17 protein-coding genes and 6 pseudogenes are annotated in these 20,049 nt (G+C 58.6%); 11 read left to right on the top strand and 12 right to left on the bottom strand.

The annotated features are described in order from the left end of the window. Positions 1-236: 236 nt before the first annotated feature. The 3 genes from AC2444_RS35715 (at position 237) to AC2444_RS35705 (ending at position 3,433) form a co-directional block, all read left to right on the top strand. Positions 237-1,409 carry a glycosyltransferase family 2 protein gene (locus tag AC2444_RS35715; RefSeq protein WP_487762933.1) on the top strand — a complete coding sequence of 391 codons (1,173 nt, stop codon included), beginning with the start codon at positions 237-239 and terminating at the stop codon, positions 1,407-1,409. A gap of 151 nt (positions 1,410-1,560) precedes the next feature. Further along, entirely contained in the window at positions 1,561-2,172 is a 612-nt protein-coding gene (locus AC2444_RS35710) for a response regulator (RefSeq protein WP_003554760.1), read from the top strand. A gap of 106 nt (positions 2,173-2,278) precedes the next feature. Beyond that, positions 2,279-3,433 carry an MFS transporter gene (locus AC2444_RS35705; RefSeq protein WP_245460406.1) on the top strand — a complete coding sequence of 385 codons (1,155 nt, stop codon included), beginning with the start codon at positions 2,279-2,281 and terminating at the stop codon, positions 3,431-3,433. A 281-nt stretch (positions 3,434-3,714) separates the two neighbouring features. Here the strand turns inward: AC2444_RS35705 and AC2444_RS35700 are convergent, their stop codons facing one another. The 6 genes and pseudogenes from AC2444_RS35700 to AC2444_RS35675 form a co-directional block, all read right to left on the bottom strand. After that, a complete protein-coding gene (locus AC2444_RS35700) occupies positions 3,715-4,026 on the bottom strand; it encodes a DUF6894 family protein (protein ID WP_003554763.1) in 312 nt (103 codons plus the stop codon). A gap of 83 nt (positions 4,027-4,109) precedes the next feature. Continuing rightward, positions 4,110-4,846 (bottom strand): annotated as a pseudogene (locus AC2444_RS35695) (ATP-dependent DNA ligase); the annotation flags it as partial. A gap of 101 nt (positions 4,847-4,947) precedes the next feature. Continuing rightward, positions 4,948-5,707, bottom strand: a pseudogene (locus tag AC2444_RS35690) (hypothetical protein). 187 nt (positions 5,708-5,894) lie between these two features. Next, complete coding sequence (gene ligD, locus AC2444_RS35685; protein WP_128450440.1) at positions 5,895-8,543, bottom strand: DNA ligase D; 2,649 nt, start codon at positions 8,541-8,543, stop codon at positions 5,895-5,897. Positions 8,544-8,566: 23 nt separating this feature from the next. Continuing rightward, positions 8,567-8,875: a hypothetical protein gene (locus AC2444_RS35680; RefSeq protein ID WP_003554767.1), complete on the bottom strand. Its 309-nt coding sequence runs from the start codon at positions 8,873-8,875 to the stop codon at positions 8,567-8,569. Between the two features lie 191 nt (positions 8,876-9,066). Further along, a pseudogene (locus AC2444_RS35675) lies at positions 9,067-9,224 on the bottom strand (LysR family transcriptional regulator); the annotation flags it as partial. Between the two features lie 684 nt (positions 9,225-9,908). On the opposite strand from AC2444_RS35675, the gene AC2444_RS35670 reads away from it, so the two are divergent. The 3 genes from AC2444_RS35670 (at position 9,909) to AC2444_RS35660 (ending at position 11,039) form a co-directional block, all read left to right on the top strand. Continuing rightward, positions 9,909-10,382 (top strand): Hsp20 family protein, encoded by a 474-nt coding sequence (locus AC2444_RS35670; protein WP_017997554.1) that lies wholly within the window; start codon positions 9,909-9,911, stop codon positions 10,380-10,382. A 69-nt stretch (positions 10,383-10,451) separates the two neighbouring features. Beyond that, positions 10,452-10,751 (top strand): DUF982 domain-containing protein, encoded by a 300-nt coding sequence (locus AC2444_RS35665; RefSeq protein WP_003554771.1) that lies wholly within the window; start codon positions 10,452-10,454, stop codon positions 10,749-10,751. A gap of 9 nt (positions 10,752-10,760) precedes the next feature. After that, a complete protein-coding gene (locus AC2444_RS35660) occupies positions 10,761-11,039 on the top strand; it encodes a hypothetical protein (RefSeq protein ID WP_003554773.1) in 279 nt (92 codons plus the stop codon). Positions 11,040-11,549: 510 nt separating this feature from the next. Here the strand turns inward: AC2444_RS35660 and AC2444_RS35655 are convergent. Continuing rightward, a complete protein-coding gene (locus tag AC2444_RS35655) occupies positions 11,550-12,098 on the bottom strand; it encodes a response regulator (protein ID WP_128450439.1) in 549 nt (182 codons plus the stop codon). A 992-nt stretch (positions 12,099-13,090) separates the two neighbouring features. Here AC2444_RS35655 and AC2444_RS35650 point away from each other — a divergent pair. Together AC2444_RS35650 and AC2444_RS35645 are read left to right on the top strand one after the other, a co-directional pair. After that, positions 13,091-13,276 carry a hypothetical protein gene (locus AC2444_RS35650; RefSeq protein ID WP_003554779.1) on the top strand — a complete coding sequence of 62 codons (186 nt, stop codon included), beginning with the start codon at positions 13,091-13,093 and terminating at the stop codon, positions 13,274-13,276. A 326-nt stretch (positions 13,277-13,602) separates the two neighbouring features. Then, positions 13,603-13,821: a response regulator gene (locus tag AC2444_RS35645; RefSeq protein WP_003554781.1), complete on the top strand. Its 219-nt coding sequence runs from the start codon at positions 13,603-13,605 to the stop codon at positions 13,819-13,821. Positions 13,822-13,861: 40 nt separating this feature from the next. On the opposite strand, the gene AC2444_RS35640 is transcribed toward AC2444_RS35645, so the two are convergent. Next, positions 13,862-14,248 (bottom strand): response regulator, encoded by a 387-nt coding sequence (locus AC2444_RS35640; protein ID WP_128450437.1) that lies wholly within the window; start codon positions 14,246-14,248, stop codon positions 13,862-13,864. Between the two features lie 960 nt (positions 14,249-15,208). Between AC2444_RS35640 and AC2444_RS35635 the strand changes: the two genes are divergently transcribed. Then, on the top strand, positions 15,209-15,832 hold the full coding sequence (locus tag AC2444_RS35635; protein WP_003554784.1) for an outer membrane protein: 624 nt from the start codon (positions 15,209-15,211) through the stop codon (positions 15,830-15,832). Between the two features lie 469 nt (positions 15,833-16,301). Here the strand turns inward: AC2444_RS35635 and AC2444_RS35630 are convergent, their stop codons facing one another. Next, positions 16,302-17,192 carry a LysR family transcriptional regulator gene (locus AC2444_RS35630; RefSeq protein ID WP_128450436.1) on the bottom strand — a complete coding sequence of 297 codons (891 nt, stop codon included), beginning with the start codon at positions 17,190-17,192 and terminating at the stop codon, positions 16,302-16,304. A 98-nt stretch (positions 17,193-17,290) separates the two neighbouring features. Between AC2444_RS35630 and AC2444_RS35625 the strand changes: the two genes are divergently transcribed. After that, positions 17,291-17,533 (top strand): helix-turn-helix domain-containing protein, encoded by a 243-nt coding sequence (locus tag AC2444_RS35625; RefSeq protein WP_017997293.1) that lies wholly within the window; start codon positions 17,291-17,293, stop codon positions 17,531-17,533. 236 nt (positions 17,534-17,769) lie between these two features. Further along, positions 17,770-18,096 (top strand): annotated as a pseudogene (locus AC2444_RS35620) (hypothetical protein); the annotation flags it as partial. On the opposite strand, the pseudogene AC2444_RS35615 reads toward AC2444_RS35620, so the two are convergent. The 3 genes and pseudogenes from AC2444_RS35615 to AC2444_RS35605 all read right to left on the bottom strand — a co-directional run. Further along, positions 18,095-18,467: pseudogene (locus AC2444_RS35615) on the bottom strand (prolyl oligopeptidase family serine peptidase); the annotation flags it as partial. The pseudogenes AC2444_RS35620 and AC2444_RS35615 sit on opposite strands and share 2 nt — an antisense overlap. Positions 18,468-18,586: 119 nt before the next feature. After that, positions 18,587-18,796 (bottom strand): annotated as a pseudogene (locus tag AC2444_RS35610) (GntR family transcriptional regulator); the annotation flags it as partial. A 60-nt stretch (positions 18,797-18,856) separates the two neighbouring features. Further along, on the bottom strand, positions 18,857-20,038 hold the full coding sequence (locus AC2444_RS35605; protein WP_128450435.1) for a patatin-like phospholipase family protein: 1,182 nt from the start codon (positions 20,036-20,038) through the stop codon (positions 18,857-18,859). Positions 20,039-20,049 lie beyond the last annotated feature (11 nt).

Below are 20,049 nucleotides of genomic sequence, written 5' to 3'. Positions count from 1 at the left end.
AATCATATCTAAATCGGAGGATGTACACGCAATGATTATGGCTGATGGGCTACATCGGACTAAAGTCCATTATGAGACACCAGCAACGAAATTAGAGTGCAACGCAACTGCGGGCTTCCATACCATGGCGGGTGAGATTTGCGTGACGCTCCGAGGATATGTCGGAACAAGGCGAAAATCCAAACGAACTCCGTCTGAAACGAATAGCATCATTGTTCGGCCGATGAGGATCTGAAATGCTTTTTTCTTCAGACACGGATCGGAGGGACGTTCGTCAATTCAACGGGCCGCTGGTTTCGGTGGTCATCCCGACCTTCAATGCTTCCCGTTATATCGAACGCACGCTTCGATCCGCCGGGCGCCAGACCTACCGGAACCTGGAGATCATCGTCGTCAATGACGGCTCTACCGATGATACGGCAAGGGTGGTCGAGCAAGTGGCGCTGGCAGATTCGCGGATCCGCCTGCTGTCCACGCCAAACCGCGGCGTTGCCGCAGCAAGGAACACCGGCATCCGGGAAGCAGCAGGTCGGTTTGTGGCATTTCTTGACGCGGACGATCTCTGGCATCACACGAAAATCGAAAAGCAGGTGAATGCGCTCAATCGCTTAACCCCACAGTGGGCTGCGGTTTATGTGCTGCATTACATCATCAATAGTGACGACGAGATCCTTCGCTCCTGCCGGCCCGATGTCGCCAGAGGATATATCTTCGCCCGGCATCTGACTTTCAAATATGTCGGCAACGGAAGCGCGCTTCTTGTCCGTCGGGATGTCGCGCTCGAGATCGGCGGATTTGACAGCTCATATGCAGCTGCAGGAATTGGCGGCTGCGAAGATCTCGACTTCGAACTCAAGCTGGCCGCGCGCTATCAAATCGAAGTCATCCCCGAACGGCTGGTTGGATACCGGCAGTATCCCGGCAACATGTCGTCCAATCACCTGCCAATGGGCCGAGGCGCACTGGAAGTTATCAGGCGTTCGCTGGCGGCAAACCCTCAACTCCCCCAATACGCAACCCGAAGCGCGATCAACGCCACCCAGAAATACGCATTTTGGGAGTTCCGCCAAGCCAGGAACACGTATCTGTCACTTGTGACGATCTGGTCGATCTTAAAAAGCGAACCATCTTTCGTGGTTCGGCTTACATTCGAGAAGTGCCTGCGCCTGAGACAACACTGTCATCGTCTCGTGAGGACAACAGCAACCGGTCGTGATCCACCGCGAGTGAACCGGTCGAAATTCGACCAGCAAATCGTCCCTTCGTCTGTCGAACGCCCGGACGAGACCGCGCAATCTCGACGTCACCTGATGCGGCTGACGGAGGTGGATGCCGAACTGAGTTCAGCCCTTGAGCCCGTGGCGGACCGGCTCGGCCAGGTGGCAAAATCACAAACCCGGTCTTCGTAGCCGGAGGCGAAATCAGACAGGCCTAACTAAAAGCCTTCGTTCGCCACTCCAGTGTCTCTCTGGACGTTTTCTGATTGCTTGCCATGTCTGTTGGATAGCCAATCGACAGGTGGCGGATGTTTTTCTTCACCGAGGAAATGGAGAGTGCAGCTTGACAGCCATCACAATAGCGATTGTGGACGACCACCCTCTTTTTCGAGAAGGGGTGAGCCGCAGTCTGTCCGAAATCGAGGATTTCGTTGTTGTCGGTGAAGGGGCAAGTGCCGATGACGCGACCATGCTGGTGGCGGCCCAAAGGCCTGACGTCGTTCTGCTCGATGTGTCCATGCCCGGAGGAGGGATCGAAGCGATTTCCGAGATCGTGGTGCGAAGCCCACAGACAAAAGTCCTGATGTTGACCGCCTCGGAGGAAGTCGACCCGCTTGTTGCAGCGCTACGACAAGGGGCAGCGGGATACGTCGTCAAGGGTATCGGATCACGCGGACTTGCAGAGGCCATTCGGACAGTCGCTGGAGGCTCCAGATACATCTCGCCGACCATGCGGTCCAAGGTCGAAAAAAGTCTCTTCGACAGACCGGCTTCACTGACTGCCCGCGAAACCGAGGTGATAGAATTGGTCGCCGAAGGACTTTCCAACAAGCATATCGGGCGCCGGCTGAACCTGCAGGAGAAAACGATCAAGCATCACATGACCGAAATACTGTCCAAGCTTGGCGCCAGCAATCGGACGGAAGCAGCAATCAGATGGCGCCAGGGCTCCTAGCGGAGCGCTGAAGATTGGCCTGCTTCGCTTGTCGCAAGTAAAGCGCAGCGGCGTTGGCCGCCGCAACCGGCAGCGTTATTCCGGTTGAACCAGCAGAAGGATGTGGATGTCCCTATCAGCCCTAAGCGCCGCCTTCTTCGCGAGCATGTACTTCCGAAGCTATTTTGGCGTGGTGGGGCCGCTGGTTGCGGACGACCTCGCGCTGTCGCCCGCGGAATTCGGATGGCTCGCGTCCGCGTTTTTCGGGTCATTCGCATTGCTACAGATCCCCGTGGGTATCGCGTTCGACCGCTGGGGGGTGCGCTGGCCCATGGCATTGATGATGGTCGTTGGCGCCGCGGGGTCGGCGCTCCTCGCTTCATCATCTAGCTTCTGGTCGGCGTTCATCGGTCAGGTCGCGATCGGCATAGGTTGCGCGCCGATCTTCATGGGCGCCCTTTATTATCTCGGTCGCCTCCACTCGCCGGACCGGGCTGGGCGAATTGCGGCCACCGTGAGTTCGGTAGGCTCCATCGGCGCGCTGGTTTCAGCATCCCCGCTATCCTTCTTTACGGCCGAATGGGGCTGGCGCGTCGCGTGCTCGACCGCGTCCGCGATGATGTTGGCATGCGCCCTTGCTGTCGCGACTTCGTTGCGCCACGCCCCGCCCGCTAGAAGCAGCCAACACACGACCGGGGGCGCACCGTGGAGGTTGCCTCGTCTCGCCTATCTGATACCGATCTGTTTCACACTTTCGCTGGGCGGCACGTTTCGTAACGCTTGGGCGGGACCATACCTCACCGACATCTTCGGCCACGGCACCGATACCGGCGCTGTTCTGACGGCCGTCAGTGTCGTCGGCATAGCGACTTCATTTACGCTGCCATTCGCGCTTCTGCGATGGCGCGGGCCTACGATCGTGACCGCAACCTACGTCGTGGGCCTTTTGAGTGGCCTTCTTCTCGCGGTCTCGCCAGATATCAGCATTTACGCCGCATCCGCGGGATTGGCCTTGCTTTACGCGATGGGCAATGTTCATCCCGTGGCGATGACCGAGGCGCAGGCATTGCTGCCGTATCAAATGAGAGGCATCGGGCTCGGAGCGCTCAACACACTTGTTTTTCTCGGAGTTTCGGCGTCGTCGTCCGTTTTTGGCATCATCGCGGGACTTCCTCTGGATGCGGCGGCGATTTATCGCCTTGTCTTTGGAGCGACGGCGATGGCGCTTTCCATAGCACTAGTGGTCTACGTGGCGTGTCGTCCGCCAGGTAGCGGCAGTTGATGATATCGTCGCCGCGCCTGTCGTAACGGCACTGGCCGTGCTCCATCCGTCTTGGCGTGGCCTATGGAAATGCCTGGATGAGTGCCTCTTCCCAAGTCTGCTGAACCCTGTGGTGGTTCAGTGGCCCGTTGGGCGCTCAAGGTTGAGAATGTCGATAATGCTCGGCATTACATCGCGTCATTCTGGCAACGTCCGCTAGTCCTAAACCTAATCTATTTTTATAAACCGCCACCTCATCAGCCGCCCGCGGCTCCTTATAGGAGGACACCGGCAGCTTTCCGTCATCCGTCAAAGCTGGGTGTTCGCTCTCCGCGATCAATGTCGGCTGCGGCCAGACGACATTCCTCGGGCGCCGATGGCTGGATGAAGTCCAGTGTAACCCGAATGGACATCACCGCCATGGGCTGCCGGTCCGGGCCCTCGATCGCGACTGACTTTTCTTCCTCGGGCGAGTTTGGAATACCGTCCACCGCCATTTCCGAAAGTACATGGTGGGCATAACCAAGCGCCGCGGCCAAATCGATGAACTCGAGCCCATTGTCGACGTGGAATTCGCCGTCGCCATCTTTTATCGAAAAAAAGAATGTTGTCATAGGTTGCTCCGTCGACCTTATTCTCGTCCGACAACGTCAAAATTGACAAAAGGTTTGCTAGGCAGCAGCTATATTTAGACAGCCTTGCGCGCGGCCAGCAGAAGCCGGCCAATCTCGGCACGCGCGCGGCGGTTGATCGCCCGTAGCCGACGATCACAAAGCTCTCATCCTGGACGCATTTGATCTTCACCCAATCGCCGAGCCGCCGGATCGATAGGGCTCACTCCTACGCTTGGCGATGATGCCTCCAGCCCATGCGCACAGGCGCTTGCCAGCAGCTAATCGCCGTCGGCCTCGATCTCCTCGGAAAGGCTGATATCGCCTGCTCGCTGGCCGGCACGAGAACCTCGACTAATGCCGGCGCGTCCAGCTCCGACCTCCTGAGATCATGGGCATCGAAATAGTTCGAAGGGCATGACGATGGCGTCGCTCGAGCTCTTCTTGCGCCCCCGCCGCTGAGCGACTGTTGCAGCAGGCTGAAACACGACCGGCCCTCCTCGTCGAGAACAGCCCCTCGCCATCGAGGATTGCAGTGCCAGCCGGAAGCCACATGGCCGCCTGTTTCGCCGGGAAACGACGCGTCCAGTCATGGCCGCCGCGCGTCAGGATGCGAATGCCCGTCGGCTCGATATGAACCGACAGGCGAGCCATCCAATTTGATCTCATAAACCCAGTCGTCGCCCTTCGGCGGCTTGGTTTCAGCAAGGCAAGGCATGGCTCGATCCGATCAGGCCGGACCCAAGGGGAGATTGGGCTGGGCGGGATCGCGGCGCCAGCGGGGCCGATCGCGGGCAGGCGGACCGGTCCGTAGTACGATCATCTCGCGCGGATCCACCGGCGGCAAGTTTGGAAACTCGTGGAGTACCTTCTGCATCTGCTCAATCAATCCGAACGCTCCTCTCCCGACGATGTGCAAACTGTTCACGCCGTATCGTCCCGCTCTCCCCTGCGTTGTTTGGTGCGCCGTTTTGATCTGGCCTTTTGCCGAGCGGACCGCAACTCCTCCAAGTTTGGCAGCCACCATCCTCTTGCGCGTTCTTCCTCGCCGGGTGGCGTTCTCGCTGGCCAGGTCGCCACCAGTTCTTCGAGCGGTCCGCCACGACGCCCAAACATACTCCTGGCTTGGTCCTGCAGGAAAATAGAACGTACCCACAGTGGCGGATCTGCCAGTTCGCCATCGGTGCTGGTGAAGATAACGACACCAACATGCGTGCCGATCGCACGCTCGGAGCGGCGGAACATCGTGTGCAGGCACCGGATAGCGTTTTCGCCGACGCTCGCTCAGTCTCGCCTTCGATGCCTCCTCTTCCTCCGTGCCCTTCATTGCCTCGCGGCGCGCTTTCCTAACCTCGGGTTCATTGCGTTCGGCTGTCGCCTCGATTGCCTGCCACCGTCGGCGGAGTTTGTCGTAAGATCGGTAGGGCACAGTCCATAACCGGCGATCCGCGTCCCAGCGCGCAAACGGGATTTCACGAATTTCGTTCACGACGGCGCGCGAGTATGGCGTCCGGATTTGAAAGGCCGATGGCGCGGCTTCGAGATAGCGGCTTCCGATAGGATCAAAGGCGAATGCGTCCCTTTCCTTCTCGTCGGCAAACGTGTCGGCCTCCGCTTCCATCTCGGCCAATCCAACTCCGATGCGCCTTTCTGCGGTGCGACCGGGCACGAACCAGGCCTTCAAGTTATCGCTCCAACGAGCGCGCGGGAAAGACTAGCGACGAAAGCGCTGCACGGCGATGCGATCGTGGGGCAGGTCAGTGGTCGCGCCAACACGTGGTTCAGCAGGAGCGGTATCGTTCAGTTCCTTTTCCATGGCGCCTCACCACGAATTCGAATTCCCGTCCCATCGCCATGCGGCCCCCGAACGCTCACGCTGCCTGCTTTAATTTTCCGAGGCGCTTGATCGCCTGCTCAAGCGGTCGCTGACCATCGCAATAATCCTGCCACGCGGCGCTTTTCGCAAGCAGCGCAGGAACTGTGCGAACCGTGAACCGCTTGGGGTCGAGATCAGACTTTACCTGCGTCCACGTCAACGGCATCGACACGGCGGCGCCGGGCCGCGCTCGTGGAGACAAAGGTGCGACAGCCGTCGCCATGCGATCGTTGCGCAGGTAGTCGAGAAAGATGCGCCCCTCACGCTGATTCTTGGCCATTTTGATCAGGTAAAGATCCGGATTGTCGCGCGCCATCTGTTCGCAAACATTATGGGCGAAACCCTTCGCGATGTCCCAGCTGAGTTTCTTGCTCTTCGGCACAGCAAGCGGCGTCACCACGTGCAGTCCTTTGCCGCCCGTCGTCTTGCAGAAGCTGACGAGCCCGAGCTCCTCCAGCCGGTCGCGGATTTCACGAGCCGCTGCGACGACGGTGGAGAAATCGACATCAGGTCCAGGATCGAGGTCAAACACCAGACGGCCGGGCACTTCCGGCTGATTAGGCTCACAGTTCCACGGATGCAGCTCGACGCCGCCGATCTGGGCGATTGCCGCAAGACCCTCGACGCGATCGATCTGTAGGTAGGGCTTCTTGTCGCCAAACACCGTGACCAGTTCCAGCAGGTTCGATGTCCCCGGCATCGCATGGCGCTGGAAGAACTGCTCTCCGCCAATGCCGTCCGGTGTGCGAATGATTGAGCATGGCCGCCCCTTGATATGGTCGATCAACCAGGAACCGACGGCTTCGTGGTAGTGCGCCAGATCGACCTTAGTCACCGGCTCTCCGTCACCGGCATCCGGCCATAGCGGCTTGTCGGGGCTGGAGATCATCACGCCCATCACCTCCACCTTCGCGCCCTTGCGGAAACGCGCAGGCGCCGGTTTCGAAGTCTCGGGATCGGGCACCTCGGTTTTGGCTGGTGAGGCCGGCTTCTCGGCCTCGACTTCTGCCGCAGGCTTATCTTCCCGCAAGCCCTTGAACGCCGCTTGGCGCACCTGGCCATCGGCCGTCCAGCCGGCAAACTCGATCTCGGCGACGAGTTCTGGTTTTAGCCAAACGATATCAGGGCTCTTCTTCGGCGCACCGATACCGGTGAACGGCGACTCCGATGTCTCCATCGCCTGCAGCTTGGGCAAGAGCGTGTCGACGACCTTCGCTCCATAACCCGTGCCGACCCGGCCGACATAGACAAAATGGTTGCCGCGATGGACGCCGACGAGCAGTGATCGGAACTTGCCATTGGTTTTCGCATAGGCGCCGATAACGACTTCATGCCCTGCCCGGCATTTCGACTTGGCCCATGTCTCGGTGCGGCCCGATTGATAAGGTGCGTCAGCCTGTTTCGAGACGATCCCCTCCAGCGACAAACGACAGGCGGATCTGAGAACCGCGTCGCCACCGGTTTCGAAATGCTCGACGAAGTGTAGACGCGGATCTTCGCCGGCATCCGACAAGAACGTCGCCAAGCGTTCCTTGCGTTCTGTGAGCGGCAGCTCGCGCAAATCTTCGCCTCCCACGAAGAGGAGGTCGAATGCAAAGTAGACCAAATTATCGGTCTTTCCTTCCGAGAGCGCCGCCTGGAGCGCAGCAAAATCCGGGGCGCCGGTTTCGTCGAGCGCGCAGATCTCTCCATCAATGATGGCGTCGGGAAGAGCGGACGCTGAGGCGGCGATGGCCGGATATTTGGCCGTCCAGTCCAGACCCTTGCGGGTTTTGAGGGTTGCCTCGCCATCCTCAACTCGCATCTGGATGCGATAGCCGTCGAATTTGATCTCATGAATCCAGCCATCGGCAGATGGCGGGCGCGCCAGGGTTTCGCACAGCTGCGGTGGGACGAAAACCGGCATGGTGGAGTTCGCACGCTTGCCGGCCGACGGCTTTTTTGCAGTCTTCACGCCCGCTTTGCGCTCCTCGGCCGCGAAAACGTGATTGCTGTTCCACACCGCATCCGCCTCGACGTCGCCATTCTGCATCATGAATGGCGTTGGCTTCCTGCCTTTTCCCGCTGCGATCGCCTCCATCGTTCTCGCGGACGCCACGGACGTATCGTTTTCCTCCAAGATGGCCGCGCCGTTCTCCTCGACCGAGAAATCGTCATGATGCTTGATCAGCAGCCAGTTGGTCCGTTTGCCGCCATCGCGGTCGTTGCGCATGCGCACCAGAACGAAACCGCCATGGAGGCGCTTACCCTCCAGCTTGAACTTGAAATCGCCCCTAGCGAGCGCTTCTTCCGGCGTCCTGTTGCCCTCGAGCTCCCAGTAGCCGCGGTCCCACAACATCACGGTGCCGCCGCCATACTGGCCTTTCGGGATCGTGCCTTCGAAATCCCCGTAGTCCAAGGGATGGTCTTCGACTTCGACGGCCAGCCGCTTGTCGTGCGGGTCGAGCGACGGGCCCTTGGTCACAGCCCAGGATTTAAAGACGCCGTCGAGTTCGAGCCGAAGGTCATAATGCAACCGGGTAGCGTCGTGCTTCTGGATCACAAACCGCCGGCGGTTCGACGGCTTCACCTGGGCCTCGCCGCTCGGCTCGCCGGTCTTCTTGAAATCGCGCTTGGCGCGGTATTTCGAAAGATTGTCGCTCATGAACTCCGGCTCCGATCACTGACCTATCGACGCGATACATGGACCGCACCGGCGTCACCGAGACTGCGTTGGACGGCGGCGATCTGACTGGCTGCAATATCCGCCGAAACCTCGATGTCGCCTTCGAGGGCTGCGTCATCGCGGGCGCCGTCTGCGTGGGAAGCATCACCGCCCGATGGCACTGAGCCAACGGTATTTCGATCGGTGGTGGATTGAATGAAGATGTCGGGCCTTGAGATGCCGTGCTGTTGAACAAGGTGTTCAACTGCACGGTCGGCTGCCTCGCGTGTCTCGAAAATCGCCCGGATCGTGGTGGTGCTGTCGTCCGCCATTACTTTCTCCTACTTGTTGTTGTCACAGGATCAGAACGCCTCGGCTCGCCAGTAGTTTCACCGCATCTAGGACCCGATAACTCGGATTATTGATATCGGGGCGAAAAATGCAATGTTCTCTCTTTGTTTCGGTCTAAAACCTTTAGAGGAGACGCCAAGTTCGCGGCCTTTTCATTGAAGCCGCCATGGGTAACATCCAGTTTTCCGCGCATCAACGCTAGAGCCAGTTCCGGGGACGACCGAGTAGACAGCGTAATGCTTCCTCGCGTACCATACGCAACAGGTGAGGTAGCCACGTGACCTCAAGCCCGACCAGAAACCCCGTAGCAAGTACGGGCCTCCGCGGCTGTTTTTAAGCTCTTTCCCGGCGCCGTCTTCCCAGGATGATACCAGCGAGATAAGATCTACTGTTCGCACACTGCTCTCTAAATCCACGGCAAGACCCTCGATCCCGATTCCGGCGGTGCCCTATGACATCGACGATGTAAAGCCACTCCTAGTGCGAGAAATTTGCTATCAATCTCTTTTGTGGAAGATCCAGGCGGTCTGGTCTTGGTGAAAATAACGAAGTTTTGGCCTTCCGCGGCTAGACCACTGCGGAACGGAGAACACCCGGTGTTTGCGGCGGGTCTTTGACAAGGGGCATGGCATGCTTTGCTGTCCTTGGTCCTAGGACGGAGGACAGCAAGTGGAACGCGCGATGAAAGCCAGGACATTGTAATACTACCCAAACTGATCAGCCTCCAGGAGCAGGAACAAGAGCAGAGGCCTGAACGCTTGCGACTGGAGGCGCGGGGCGATGATCCGTACTCCGTCCAAAATTTGCAGGCTTCTCTCGGCATAAGCAAGTCCGAGGTCAATGGAAGGCGGAGGCCGGGTGACGAGGCCCGCGAAAAATTTTCTGTTGCGGCTCTTGAATCCGAAATTCTAAAAAACCAAATCGATGCCGCCAGCCGCTAAGGAAGGGCTGGCCTTGCTGGAGGCGCCGTCTTTCGGCGCTTCGGTACCATGTTGCTTCAAGGAGGATATGGCTATGGCAACATCTTACGACTATGCACCGCTCTACCGTTCGAGCGTCGGGTTCGACCGGGTCTTTCATCTTCTCGAAAACGCCCAGCGCGCCCGCTCGATCAACGACTGGCCGCCCTATGACATCATCAAGAGCGGGGATGACAGCTATCGGATTTCGATCGCGGTGGCGGGCTTCACCCAAAACGATCTCGACATCACCTTCCAATCCAATCTGCTGTCCGTGACGGGCAAGAAGCAGGAGGCCGCACATGAAGGCTACCTGCATCGCGGCATAGCCGGCCGGCCGTTCGAACATCGGTTCGAACTTGCCGACCACGTGAGGGTGAATAGGGCGGAGCTCAGCAATGGTCTTCTTTCGATCGAACTCGTTCGCGAGATTCCAGAGGCACTGAAGCCGCGGAAAATCTCCATACTGAACGCTCCCGCACCGAATTCCGCTGCTCCCGCGCAGATCGAAGCACAAAAGGCCGCTTGACCGCGTCGTTCGCAGACCAAGGGCGCCGTGACCACGGCGCCCGTCAACACGGGTTAGGAGGAGAGAGCGATGAAACCCGATATGTTCAAACAGCCTGTCTCAATTTTTGTCGGCTTAGGCTTTCCGGCCGAGGTTCGCAGTGTGATGGACGCCTACCGGCATCTCGTCGAATGGCCGGGTTCACCGAGAGACGCGGCGCACGCGGTCGCACTAAAGGCATGCAGAGCCGCGTTGCGCGGTGAGATCGAAGCAGAGACCGCGCGGGGCCTGTTTGCCGCCTTCGCGAAGAAACACGATCTTCTCGCGCCGGAAAACAACATGATCGCCGCGTCTCGTCTGCCAGGCGACAGCGATCCACACGTTCGTTGAGGTAGTCCGATGATGCACGACATGCTGCGGCAGGCCATCGGCAACGCGATGGCGATGGGCCCCGCGGTTCTGGTTCCGCGCATGCAGCTCAAGCGCCCGGTCGACGTGGTGAGAGAGCCGTCCCTATCGGTCGATGATAAGCGCACGATCCTGGCCGCCTGGGCGTCGGATTTTTACGCGGTCGAGTCGAAGCCCGCCCTCCGTCGGCCGCCCGGTACACCAGAGCCAGTTTCGATCGATGACGTGCGGTCCGCCCTCGATGAACTCGATCGGCGCTATGGCATCTGAAGAATGGCCGGCCAGTCGGCCGCTTGAAGGAACTAGCGTGTTGAGCGACGGGGGCTACCAACCACGAGAAGTATGTCTTCGGCATCTCTGCTGGAATAAAGGTCATCGCCGCCCCTGCCTATGCCCGTCGATGCAAAATAAACGTACTCCGCCGACGGTCTGGCTGCAAAAGTACCATCCCTTTTGGCAGCAGTACCCGTTCAGCTCGCGCGAGCAGGTGCTGGCGATCGGCCTCAGCCAGACGGTAAGTAGCAAGTTCATCGGGGTCGCTCTTGATGGCTAAGAGGCACGGCAACTGCGTCCCAGATACATGGGTCGTACACTTTTGTTCCGCATTGCGCCTGGTCTCGTAGTGAATGGTTGACCAGCAGACTCAGGCTAGTTTCGAACAAGGGCGAAAATTTCACTTTTTGTTTGCTGTGAATGCCCTGTTCAAATTGCGACGTTACTAGGCCCGGTCTCAAGCAGACGACCAGGCTTCGACCGGCCAAGCACAATTGTCGGTCACGCCTAGGCGGAATTGGCCATGAGATTGAGCAATTCAAGTCCGCTGGTGGGCTTCGATACAAACGTTACTCCAGCCTCTAGGTCACGATGCGAGAGATTCACGAAGCCTGACGTTACGATGATCCGCATGTGCGGCCACCGACTGCGGACGGTGGCGACAAGCCCCAGGCCGTCCATGCTTCCCGGCATATTAATATCGGTATACAGCGCATCGACGTCGTTGTGCCGTAAGTGGATCAACGCCTCGTCTGCGTTGGCCGCCTCGAGGGTGCGGTATCCGGCCTTGTCGAGGAAATCGACGATGTTGTAGCGAAGCTGTGGCTCGTCCTCCACGATCAGGACGCTTCTCCCCTCGACCGGATCCGGATCCGCGCGCCTTGGCACGCGAGCGTAAAGCTCTGCGCCGTCGCTCGAGGCATGTGTCCGTTCAAGCAAGTTGCGTTCCAGAACCGCCTGCTCCCAATGCAGTTCGTCCTGGCCTAACGGGCGACCAGCCTGCTCCCATAGCGCATAAGCACGCGCAGCGATCCATTCGTTTCGATTGTCGATCATCTGCCAACCCTTCGTTTAGCCTGAAATGGAGCGATTGGAGATTCGGGCGAGGGTCGCGAGAGCTTTGTCTGTAATGGTACAAAATGGTCGTCACGGGAGGTGTTCCCACACAGCACGATAAATTGCTTCGACATCAGGGCTTGAACAGATTTCGAGACCACGCATCCAGACAGCGGATGCATGCACGTCGAGCGGCGGATCCGAGGTACCAAGTCCTTGGTCCGGCTGAGCTCCGCTTGTCGTCGCACGTGTTGGTTGGCCCTCATGTCGAGCCGGAAAGCCGCATCGTGCGGGAACAATCGATGGCTCGGCTGGTTTGCACGAAATGGCAAACGCCCGATTGTCTTCCACGAAATCCTTGCCGAACTGGCATTTGCTTACGAACCCAGCCGACGGTGACACGTTTCATTTCTCGGTCGAATACCTGACGCGCAGAAAGGTTTGCTTTCAGTTCATAGGTCGCAGGGGCGACGGCTTGGCGGAAATGGACGGTTATCACATCGAAGCGAGCCTCGGGGGCGTCACCGCGTTGCCAGGCCATCTGTGGTGGCGGCCATCGTCGATTTTGGCGACAATAGTCTGATAAAATTCTATTCGGCCTCGAAGTTGTCAGTTGGCGCCATCGCGAACGAGGTCTGGCAGGGCATCCGGACGCCAGACATCGCTAATAGCGACGGCTGGCACTATCTTTACTGAGAAAGATTTGCTCACCCCTTTTGGTGCCGAGGACGGCAGGGGCAACCAAGGTCGATCTAGGAAGGCCGTTTCATTAGCCAGTCTTGAGACCGTACGCCTCGTTCCGATTTTTGGGAACAACACGTCACGGTCGAGGTTTGCAGGATGCAACCATCAACGAGGAGCCCAATCATGTTCAAGCGCATCGATCAACTACAGGCCGAACTGCCCCCGCCGAAAGCCGCCGATTTAAATGCGGCAGCCGCTCGCCAGGAGCCCGCCGCGCACCCCGTTTCGAGCCTGCGAGGAGCAGCGACATGGCAGACAAGACCAAGGTAACAGATACTCCAGACCAACATCCAGGCCTCGAACCCCCCATCAAGGAGTCTAGTCAACAGCAGGGCATGGCGCCGGCTCCCGACGAGAAGGAAAAAATGATGCCGATCGGCAAGCCTGGTGTTCGCGTGAAGTCGAAGAAGTTTGGAAAAAGTACAACCAGTTGAGCGACGAACAGCGCAATCACGGGTAAGTGAAGTGGCATTAATCAAGCCGCCGCTTCCCTGGCCCACCGTTACGATAGAGGGATACGCTGCTAGGCAACGGTCGGAAGAACAGGATGCGAGGTTTGGTCGTCGCAGGCTGAAGCTCATGCAGTTGCGGAAGACGACCCTCGTGGTCAATAGGCAGCTCACGCGTGCCGCCATACCTTGATCGCGGAAATCACCAGGATCGCCGCAAGACTTGTAGCATGACGACATCGGGACGAGGCCGTGGAGCTGTCCGCCGACAAACGCGCTGAGGATCGATCCGGCGGCAGGAAGACCTCGATGTGCTGATCACGGACCATGGACTGCCCGGTATGTCCGGCGCCGATCTCGCTGTAGCGTGTCGGCGCCGACAACCAGAGCTGGGGATTGTGTTCTCATCGGGGATGATCGGCATTCCGCAGATCGATGGCCACCAGCTGATCTCTGACGCTGTACTTCTCGGTAAACCCTACGACGAAGCCGGCCTGGCGATGGCTCTGGCACAGTTTCGAAAGATGTAGGCGGTACCTAGCGCGGCGGGAAGAGCTCTCTCGAAGTCTTTCAACCGGATCGCTGCTGGTCGGTCGCGAGCACTTGCCTTACGTGAGCGCGTTCGGAAACAATATAGACCAGTTCGCGGTAGTCGTATGGCTTGGGCAAGAAGAAAACGCCGGGGTCGATCTGCGAGCGGACATCGCGGCCCGACGCGACCCATACGCTCGTCTCGGGTCGAGTGGATCTCACTAGCTTCATCAGGTCAATTCCACTCAATCCGCCCGGCATGTCGACATCGGTAATCATTACGTCCAAATGATCGCATCTGCCCAGCACCGCGATGGCTTCCAAAGCGCTGGCGGCTTCGATGACGGTATGTCCAGCATCCACGAGTTCATCCGACAAGAGAAAGCGGATTGACGGCTCGTCTTCGACGACGAGAATAACGGCCATAAGTTCGATCCCTACTATATGTGATCGCCTAACGCGGCTCGACACGGGTGTGTTGCACCCTCGTTTTAGGATCCGCTTACATGTTTAATAAAATCTGAATCAATGGCCGTCGGATGGACGCTGCAGTCGTAATGGCATCCTTGCGGACGATATTTCGCAAAAACCGACGACACTGGGACGCCAGGTATCGTGGCGCTAGCCGGTTGCTTGATCCCGGAGACGATCAGGACCGCAATGGGGACTGCTGTTCGATTTCAATTTCGAGCCTACGGCTCAACCTAACGAGCTCGATTGCTCTGACTTCACCCCAGGCGAGGCGCAGGCGAACCGAATTGGAACTCTTTGCGAGCATGACTGTAATCCTTTACGCGGCGACGGAGGTTGTGGCGAAGGCTATCCGTTCAAGCGCTAAGTTCGCCCGCGCGGCGTCACTTGCCATAGAGTCCATGAGATGAAGCTCGCAGGAACGGAAGTCTAGGTCGACCAAGCTAGATTGTTCACCTGCTACCGCCCGGGTCCGGCGGTGGAAGCTTATCAATTTCCGCAGGCGCTCGTTCTACCAATTTGCGAGGCGGAGCACAGTCGGAGATGCGAATGAGCGGACTACCCTCGCTTGGTGGCCAGTGAGCGTCCCAACCTACCCCGCGGCGTTCATGGGCACCGCAACGGGAGCGTCTTTGTCCGGCAGGGAACTTGTGGCGAGAGACGCTCAGGGACCGCGCGCCGGTGAGCAATCCGACTTTGCGTGGAGCGGCTGCATTGTCAGCGCGGAGCGGACAGCGCGCCTGAGCACTGGGGAGGGGCGCGACGCGCGCCAGCCGTGGCCGATGGCCTTTCAAGATCGCCGCGCGCACCGTGTACTGTACCGTACATTTTCGCGAGTGTGCCCCCGCTGCTACAGCTTTTTGTTGGATTGAGTTATATCCTCTGGTTGTATTAGTATGACACGGAGTACAGAAAATGAAGTTGATAGCCGCCGCAACGCTACTCGCTCTTGTCTCGACCACCGCGCTTGCGGCCGATGCGGTCCCGGTCATTTCGGACGCTCCCGTTGCGGCCGCTCCTGCATTTACCTGGTCCGGTCCGTACTTGGGTATCGATGGCGGCGCGGGATGGCTTAACGGTGACTTCAGCGCCGGTGGTGCCAGCGCTTCCGAGGATTTTAACGGCGGCATCTTCGGCGGTTTTGTGGGTTACAACTTCCAGTTCGATAACATTGTTGTTGGCATCGAGGGCAACCTCGAACACAACTGGAATGAAGAGGAAGCGCTGGGAGCTGACGTTGGGACCGATTGGACCGGCGCTGTTCGTGGTCGTGTCGGCTATGCTTTCGACAAGGCGCTGATCTATGGCGCAGCCGGTTGGACCGCGACGCGCGGTTACGTAGATCTGCCTGGCCTTGACAAGGAAACGGAGACCTTCAACGGCTACACCGTAGGAGCCGGCCTCGACTTCGCGATCACCAACAACATCTTCGCTCGTGGTGAATATCGGTACAACGACTTTGGCGAGAAGGACGTTCTCGGCGTTGACGTCGACCTCGATCAGCACGAACTCAAGTTTGGCATTGGCGTAAAGTTCTAAGAACCGTCGGCCAACCAGCAAGATCGAAGCCCCGCCTATCGTGGTGGGGAATTTTTCCGTAGCTAAGGTCAGTCCAGCTCGTCTGCCCGGCACAGGGCATCCGAGGCGCATTGTGTTGCCCCCACCCGTCGCGAAATAATTGTAGCGCTACGAAAAAGCCGCAACAATGACATGAGCAGGAACGCTTGCTGGAGCGGAGCTTAGTGCGGCTGAGCTTTAAAATGTTATTGGATGACAGCTGGGTTGACCTCCTAGGCGCCGTGCCCGGCGTGGCAAAGTCGCCCCTCCAAACAATGAGCATACCAGGCAAAGGCGCGTCCGCGCCGGCGCCCGTTCGCGCACGGCTTGACCGGTTAAAAGGGCAGCCGCAGGAGGGTTAGCGGAGCGCCGCTCGGGAACGAGCGGAACCCGGGACCGACTGCCCCCGGTAAGCCGTTCCGTTTGCATGGTACCCGTGGGCTCCCTCGCCTCACCTGCCCGGCCGCGCCAATGAGCGGGCGATATCGACGATGTCGTCGCGCGAGGCGGTTGGATCCTCTTTATTCCAGGCGACACCGAGGCCGATCCGAAAATCGATGCCCCTGACCGCCTTCAGCTCGAAGGCCCGGTTCGGCAGGCCCTCGGTCCATTCCGGCGCAAAGCCGATGCCAAGGCCGGCCGAGACCAGCGACACCAGCGAATAGGTGTCGTCGCAGCTGTAAGCGATGTTGCGGGTCAGATCGTATTCCTCGAACTTCTCGTTGAAGTACCGCTCTGTGTAGGAGAGGTTCTTGCGATTGAAGGCGATGATCTTCTCCCCGCGCAGGTCGTCGATGGAAATCTCCGTCCGCTCCGCCAGTGGGTTGGTCCTGGCCACCGCCAACAGATATCGCTCATGGGCGATCGAGGAGAAGCGCAACGAGCCGATGTTTTCCACCGGCCTGATGAAGCCGAGATTGATCTGGCCGTTTTCCAGGCCGCGGATGATGTCGCCGGTATTGCCGCTTGAGATATGAATGCGGATATCCGGGTACTTGCGAGCGATCTTTGCAAGGAACGCCGGCAGCACGCCGGTGGTCGCCGGATAGACGGTGCCGATCCTGATCTGCCTTATCGTCTTGCCGGCCACCGCCCTGGTGATCTCGGCACTCAGATCGACCTCACTGAGGATCCCGACGCAGCGCTCGTGGAAGATCTCCCCTGCCCGCGTCAGTTCCACCCGCCGGGTCGAGCGGATGAACAGCGCACAGCCGAGTTCGCGCTCCAGCGCCTGCACATGGTTGGAGAGCGCTGGCTGGGCGATGCGGACCTTGGCCGCTGCCCTGCCGAAGTGCAGTTCCTCGGCCACCGCGACGAAGTAGGAGAGCTGGCGTAGTTCCATGAGGGGTTCCACGATCGATGCGAGGATTAAGCAAATTATCTGAATTTAAGATAACTGGAAATCAGATATAATCGAAGACCCCATCTTAGACAAGGTGGGTGAACGTGGCGAAGACGCTCGGCACGGAAAGGCATAGAGCGCTGATAGCGCTGCTGGTCGAGAAGCGAGAGGCATCAGGTCTCACGCAGACGGAGCTTGCTGACAAACTTGGCGAATACCAGTCGTTTGTCGCCCGATTGGAGAGCGGCCAACGTCGCGTCGACGTCATCGAGTTCCTCGAGCTGGCAAGAATACTGAATTTTGATCCTTTGGACGCCCTGGGCCGACTTGCTAGGGAGTAGGCCGCCGAATTCTACTGCGCGAGCAGTTGTCTAGGAGATCTACCAGCTGAACCGCGCCTCATTGCACCATGGCGATTATCGGCGGAGCCTGTAGCAAGAGACTGGTCTTGAAGAGCTGCGAACCGCAGACCGTGATGTCATAGTGTCAAAGCTGGTTAGAGCCGCGAGGTGGCTGTCATTACCCAGATCGAACCCATTCGGACGAGCGATGGAACAGTCATATCGCCAGGCCGTTGGCATTGCGAACAACCACGGTCCGCAACCTGGTCGTCGATGAGTTCCGCCAACGCGAATTCATGGACCCACGAACCAGGCGAACACTGCCGTACAATCTTTTCGTACCTCGGGATTACGATCCCGCGCGCTCCTATCCGCTGGTGCTGTTCATGCACGGCGCCGGTGCCACAAGCACCGAGACGGAGGCCACGCTGTTCCAGGGTCTCGGTGCGGTGGCATGGGCGAGCCCTGCCGATCAGATCGCGCGACCCGCCTTCGTGTTCGCGCCTCAATATGGAGAGATCATCGCCGACGACGACTCTAAGATGTCGTCGAGACTGGATACATTACCGTTACCTGTCGGAAGGCCACGAAGTTGATCGGGCTCCGTTCTGCGTCGATCTCCGCAACGGTTCGTGAAACTGCTCTGCATTCCAGGTGCGGCCCCAAAACCGCGCGGCAGTGGCGCCTTCCTTGGAAAGCACGTCAATCATGGCACTTTCGTCGGGCCAAGCCTTGTCATCGTCCTGGGACACGAGGATCCAGAGAATTTTATGGGCCAGGGGCTTCACCAGCGCCGGGTCCCATTGTCCGGCGACCGGGAGGGAGGCCGAAATAGCTCGGGGTATTTGATATCCATTGCCATCGTCATCATGCCGCCACCCGACTGACCCGTAGCGTAGAGGCCCTTGTGGTCGATGGAATATTCGGCTGCGAGGGGCAGCGATAAGATCGATTGCGGTAGGGACGCACGAGAAGCAGAACTCGCGCACCAGGAAAATCGGAAGACCGACGAACGGTGCTCCATGAGCAGGGCAATCTCAACGCTCCTGAGGATCATCCGGTTTGCACCCCGAGCAAACACTTCCTTGCCCCCTCGATGTGGTCCTTGAGTAAACCCGCGGCATCGTCAGTCCGTTTTTCAATGTATGCGCGGGTGATTTTCTCGTGGTCGTCAAGCCAGGATGGCGTCTCATCGATCAGCTTGTCATATTTTATCGAATACATAATGCAATTTCTTCGCAATTCCTCGATCATCGCAACCTGTCGGCGGCGGCCCGCGGGCGCGGATAGAGTTGAATGGAAGAGCCAGTCGCCTTCGTAATATTACTGTGTTGTGGAGAACGTCGGTCGATCACGCCATAGCCGACCATTTAACATCCGGTCATAGCCGATCTTGAAAACGGCTCTCATGTATCCAGTATTAAATGGGTCGCTTATCTTATAGGGCACCATGACGTCGATGGTAGCCATATGGAACTGGGCACCAACCCGGCGGCAATATTCATAGACCGCGTAAAGCGATTGACGCGTCTGCGACTTCACAAGGATTGAGTACGCCCTTGTGCTAACCGACAACGTCGAATTTGCCGTCACGGCAAACTCGGGCATCAACGCGTTATTCACCAGTAAGTACATGTCGGATCCCCGAGCCCCAGCGGGAACCGGCAGATCGACGTTCGATAATACGGCCTCCGGAACGGTCATGATCTGAGCTGACGGCCCACCATCGGAGTGCAACTCAACGATCGGCCGCCCGTCAACCACCGCATTGATCCGCACGGCGGGGAAAACGCCCGGAATGCTGGCCGATGCGATCAGGACATTTTGGAAGAGGCCGAGAGCGTCTGGCCGCGGGCTATTCGCTATGGCGCCCATATCCCAAAGAACGGCACGTTGAGTGTCGAGATTTGTCGTCAGGACAAAAAGATTTCGGCCTTTTCGGTATTCGTCGGCAATTTCGGTGAGAAGGAGCTTGTCCACATATCTCTCCACCATCTCCCTCAGGGGCTTCTGAGAATACAAGCTTTCGCCGAGCAGACCGCTGACGATGAATTTTCGGTCGAGCAGTTCCGTCGCGACGCCGCTTGTATAGAGATGTTCGAGGACGAGGTCATACTTCGTTCCCAGGAAAGCGAAGGGTGCGATGAGGGCCCCGGTACTAACGCCGCTCACGAGGTCGAAGGTTGGCCGATCGCCGCGCTCAGACCATGCTTTTAGAACACCGACGGAGAAAGCTCCACCGGCTCCGCCGCCTGAGATCGCCAAGTATTGTCGAGGGACCCGGGATCCAGTCCTCTGAAAGCGTTTCCTGATCGCTGAATCGATCTCGCCATCCAATGGGGCGCGGATGTTTTCAAACCCCGCGATTTCCGCCTGACGTGCATCGACCTCCTGAAAGATTGGTCGCGCCGTGGTGCAACCGATCAAAAGGCAAACAAGCCCAGCAAGGGTCATGCGCGTCAGTGGAACCGCAGTGAGATGAGGGATCCTCGCCAGAAATCGCATCGGACGCTCCA

Source organism: Rhizobium sp. WSM1328 (assembly GCF_057653715.1).
The sequence above is the reverse complement of the archived record's forward strand: the minus strand, read 5'-3'. Positions and strand labels throughout refer to the sequence as shown.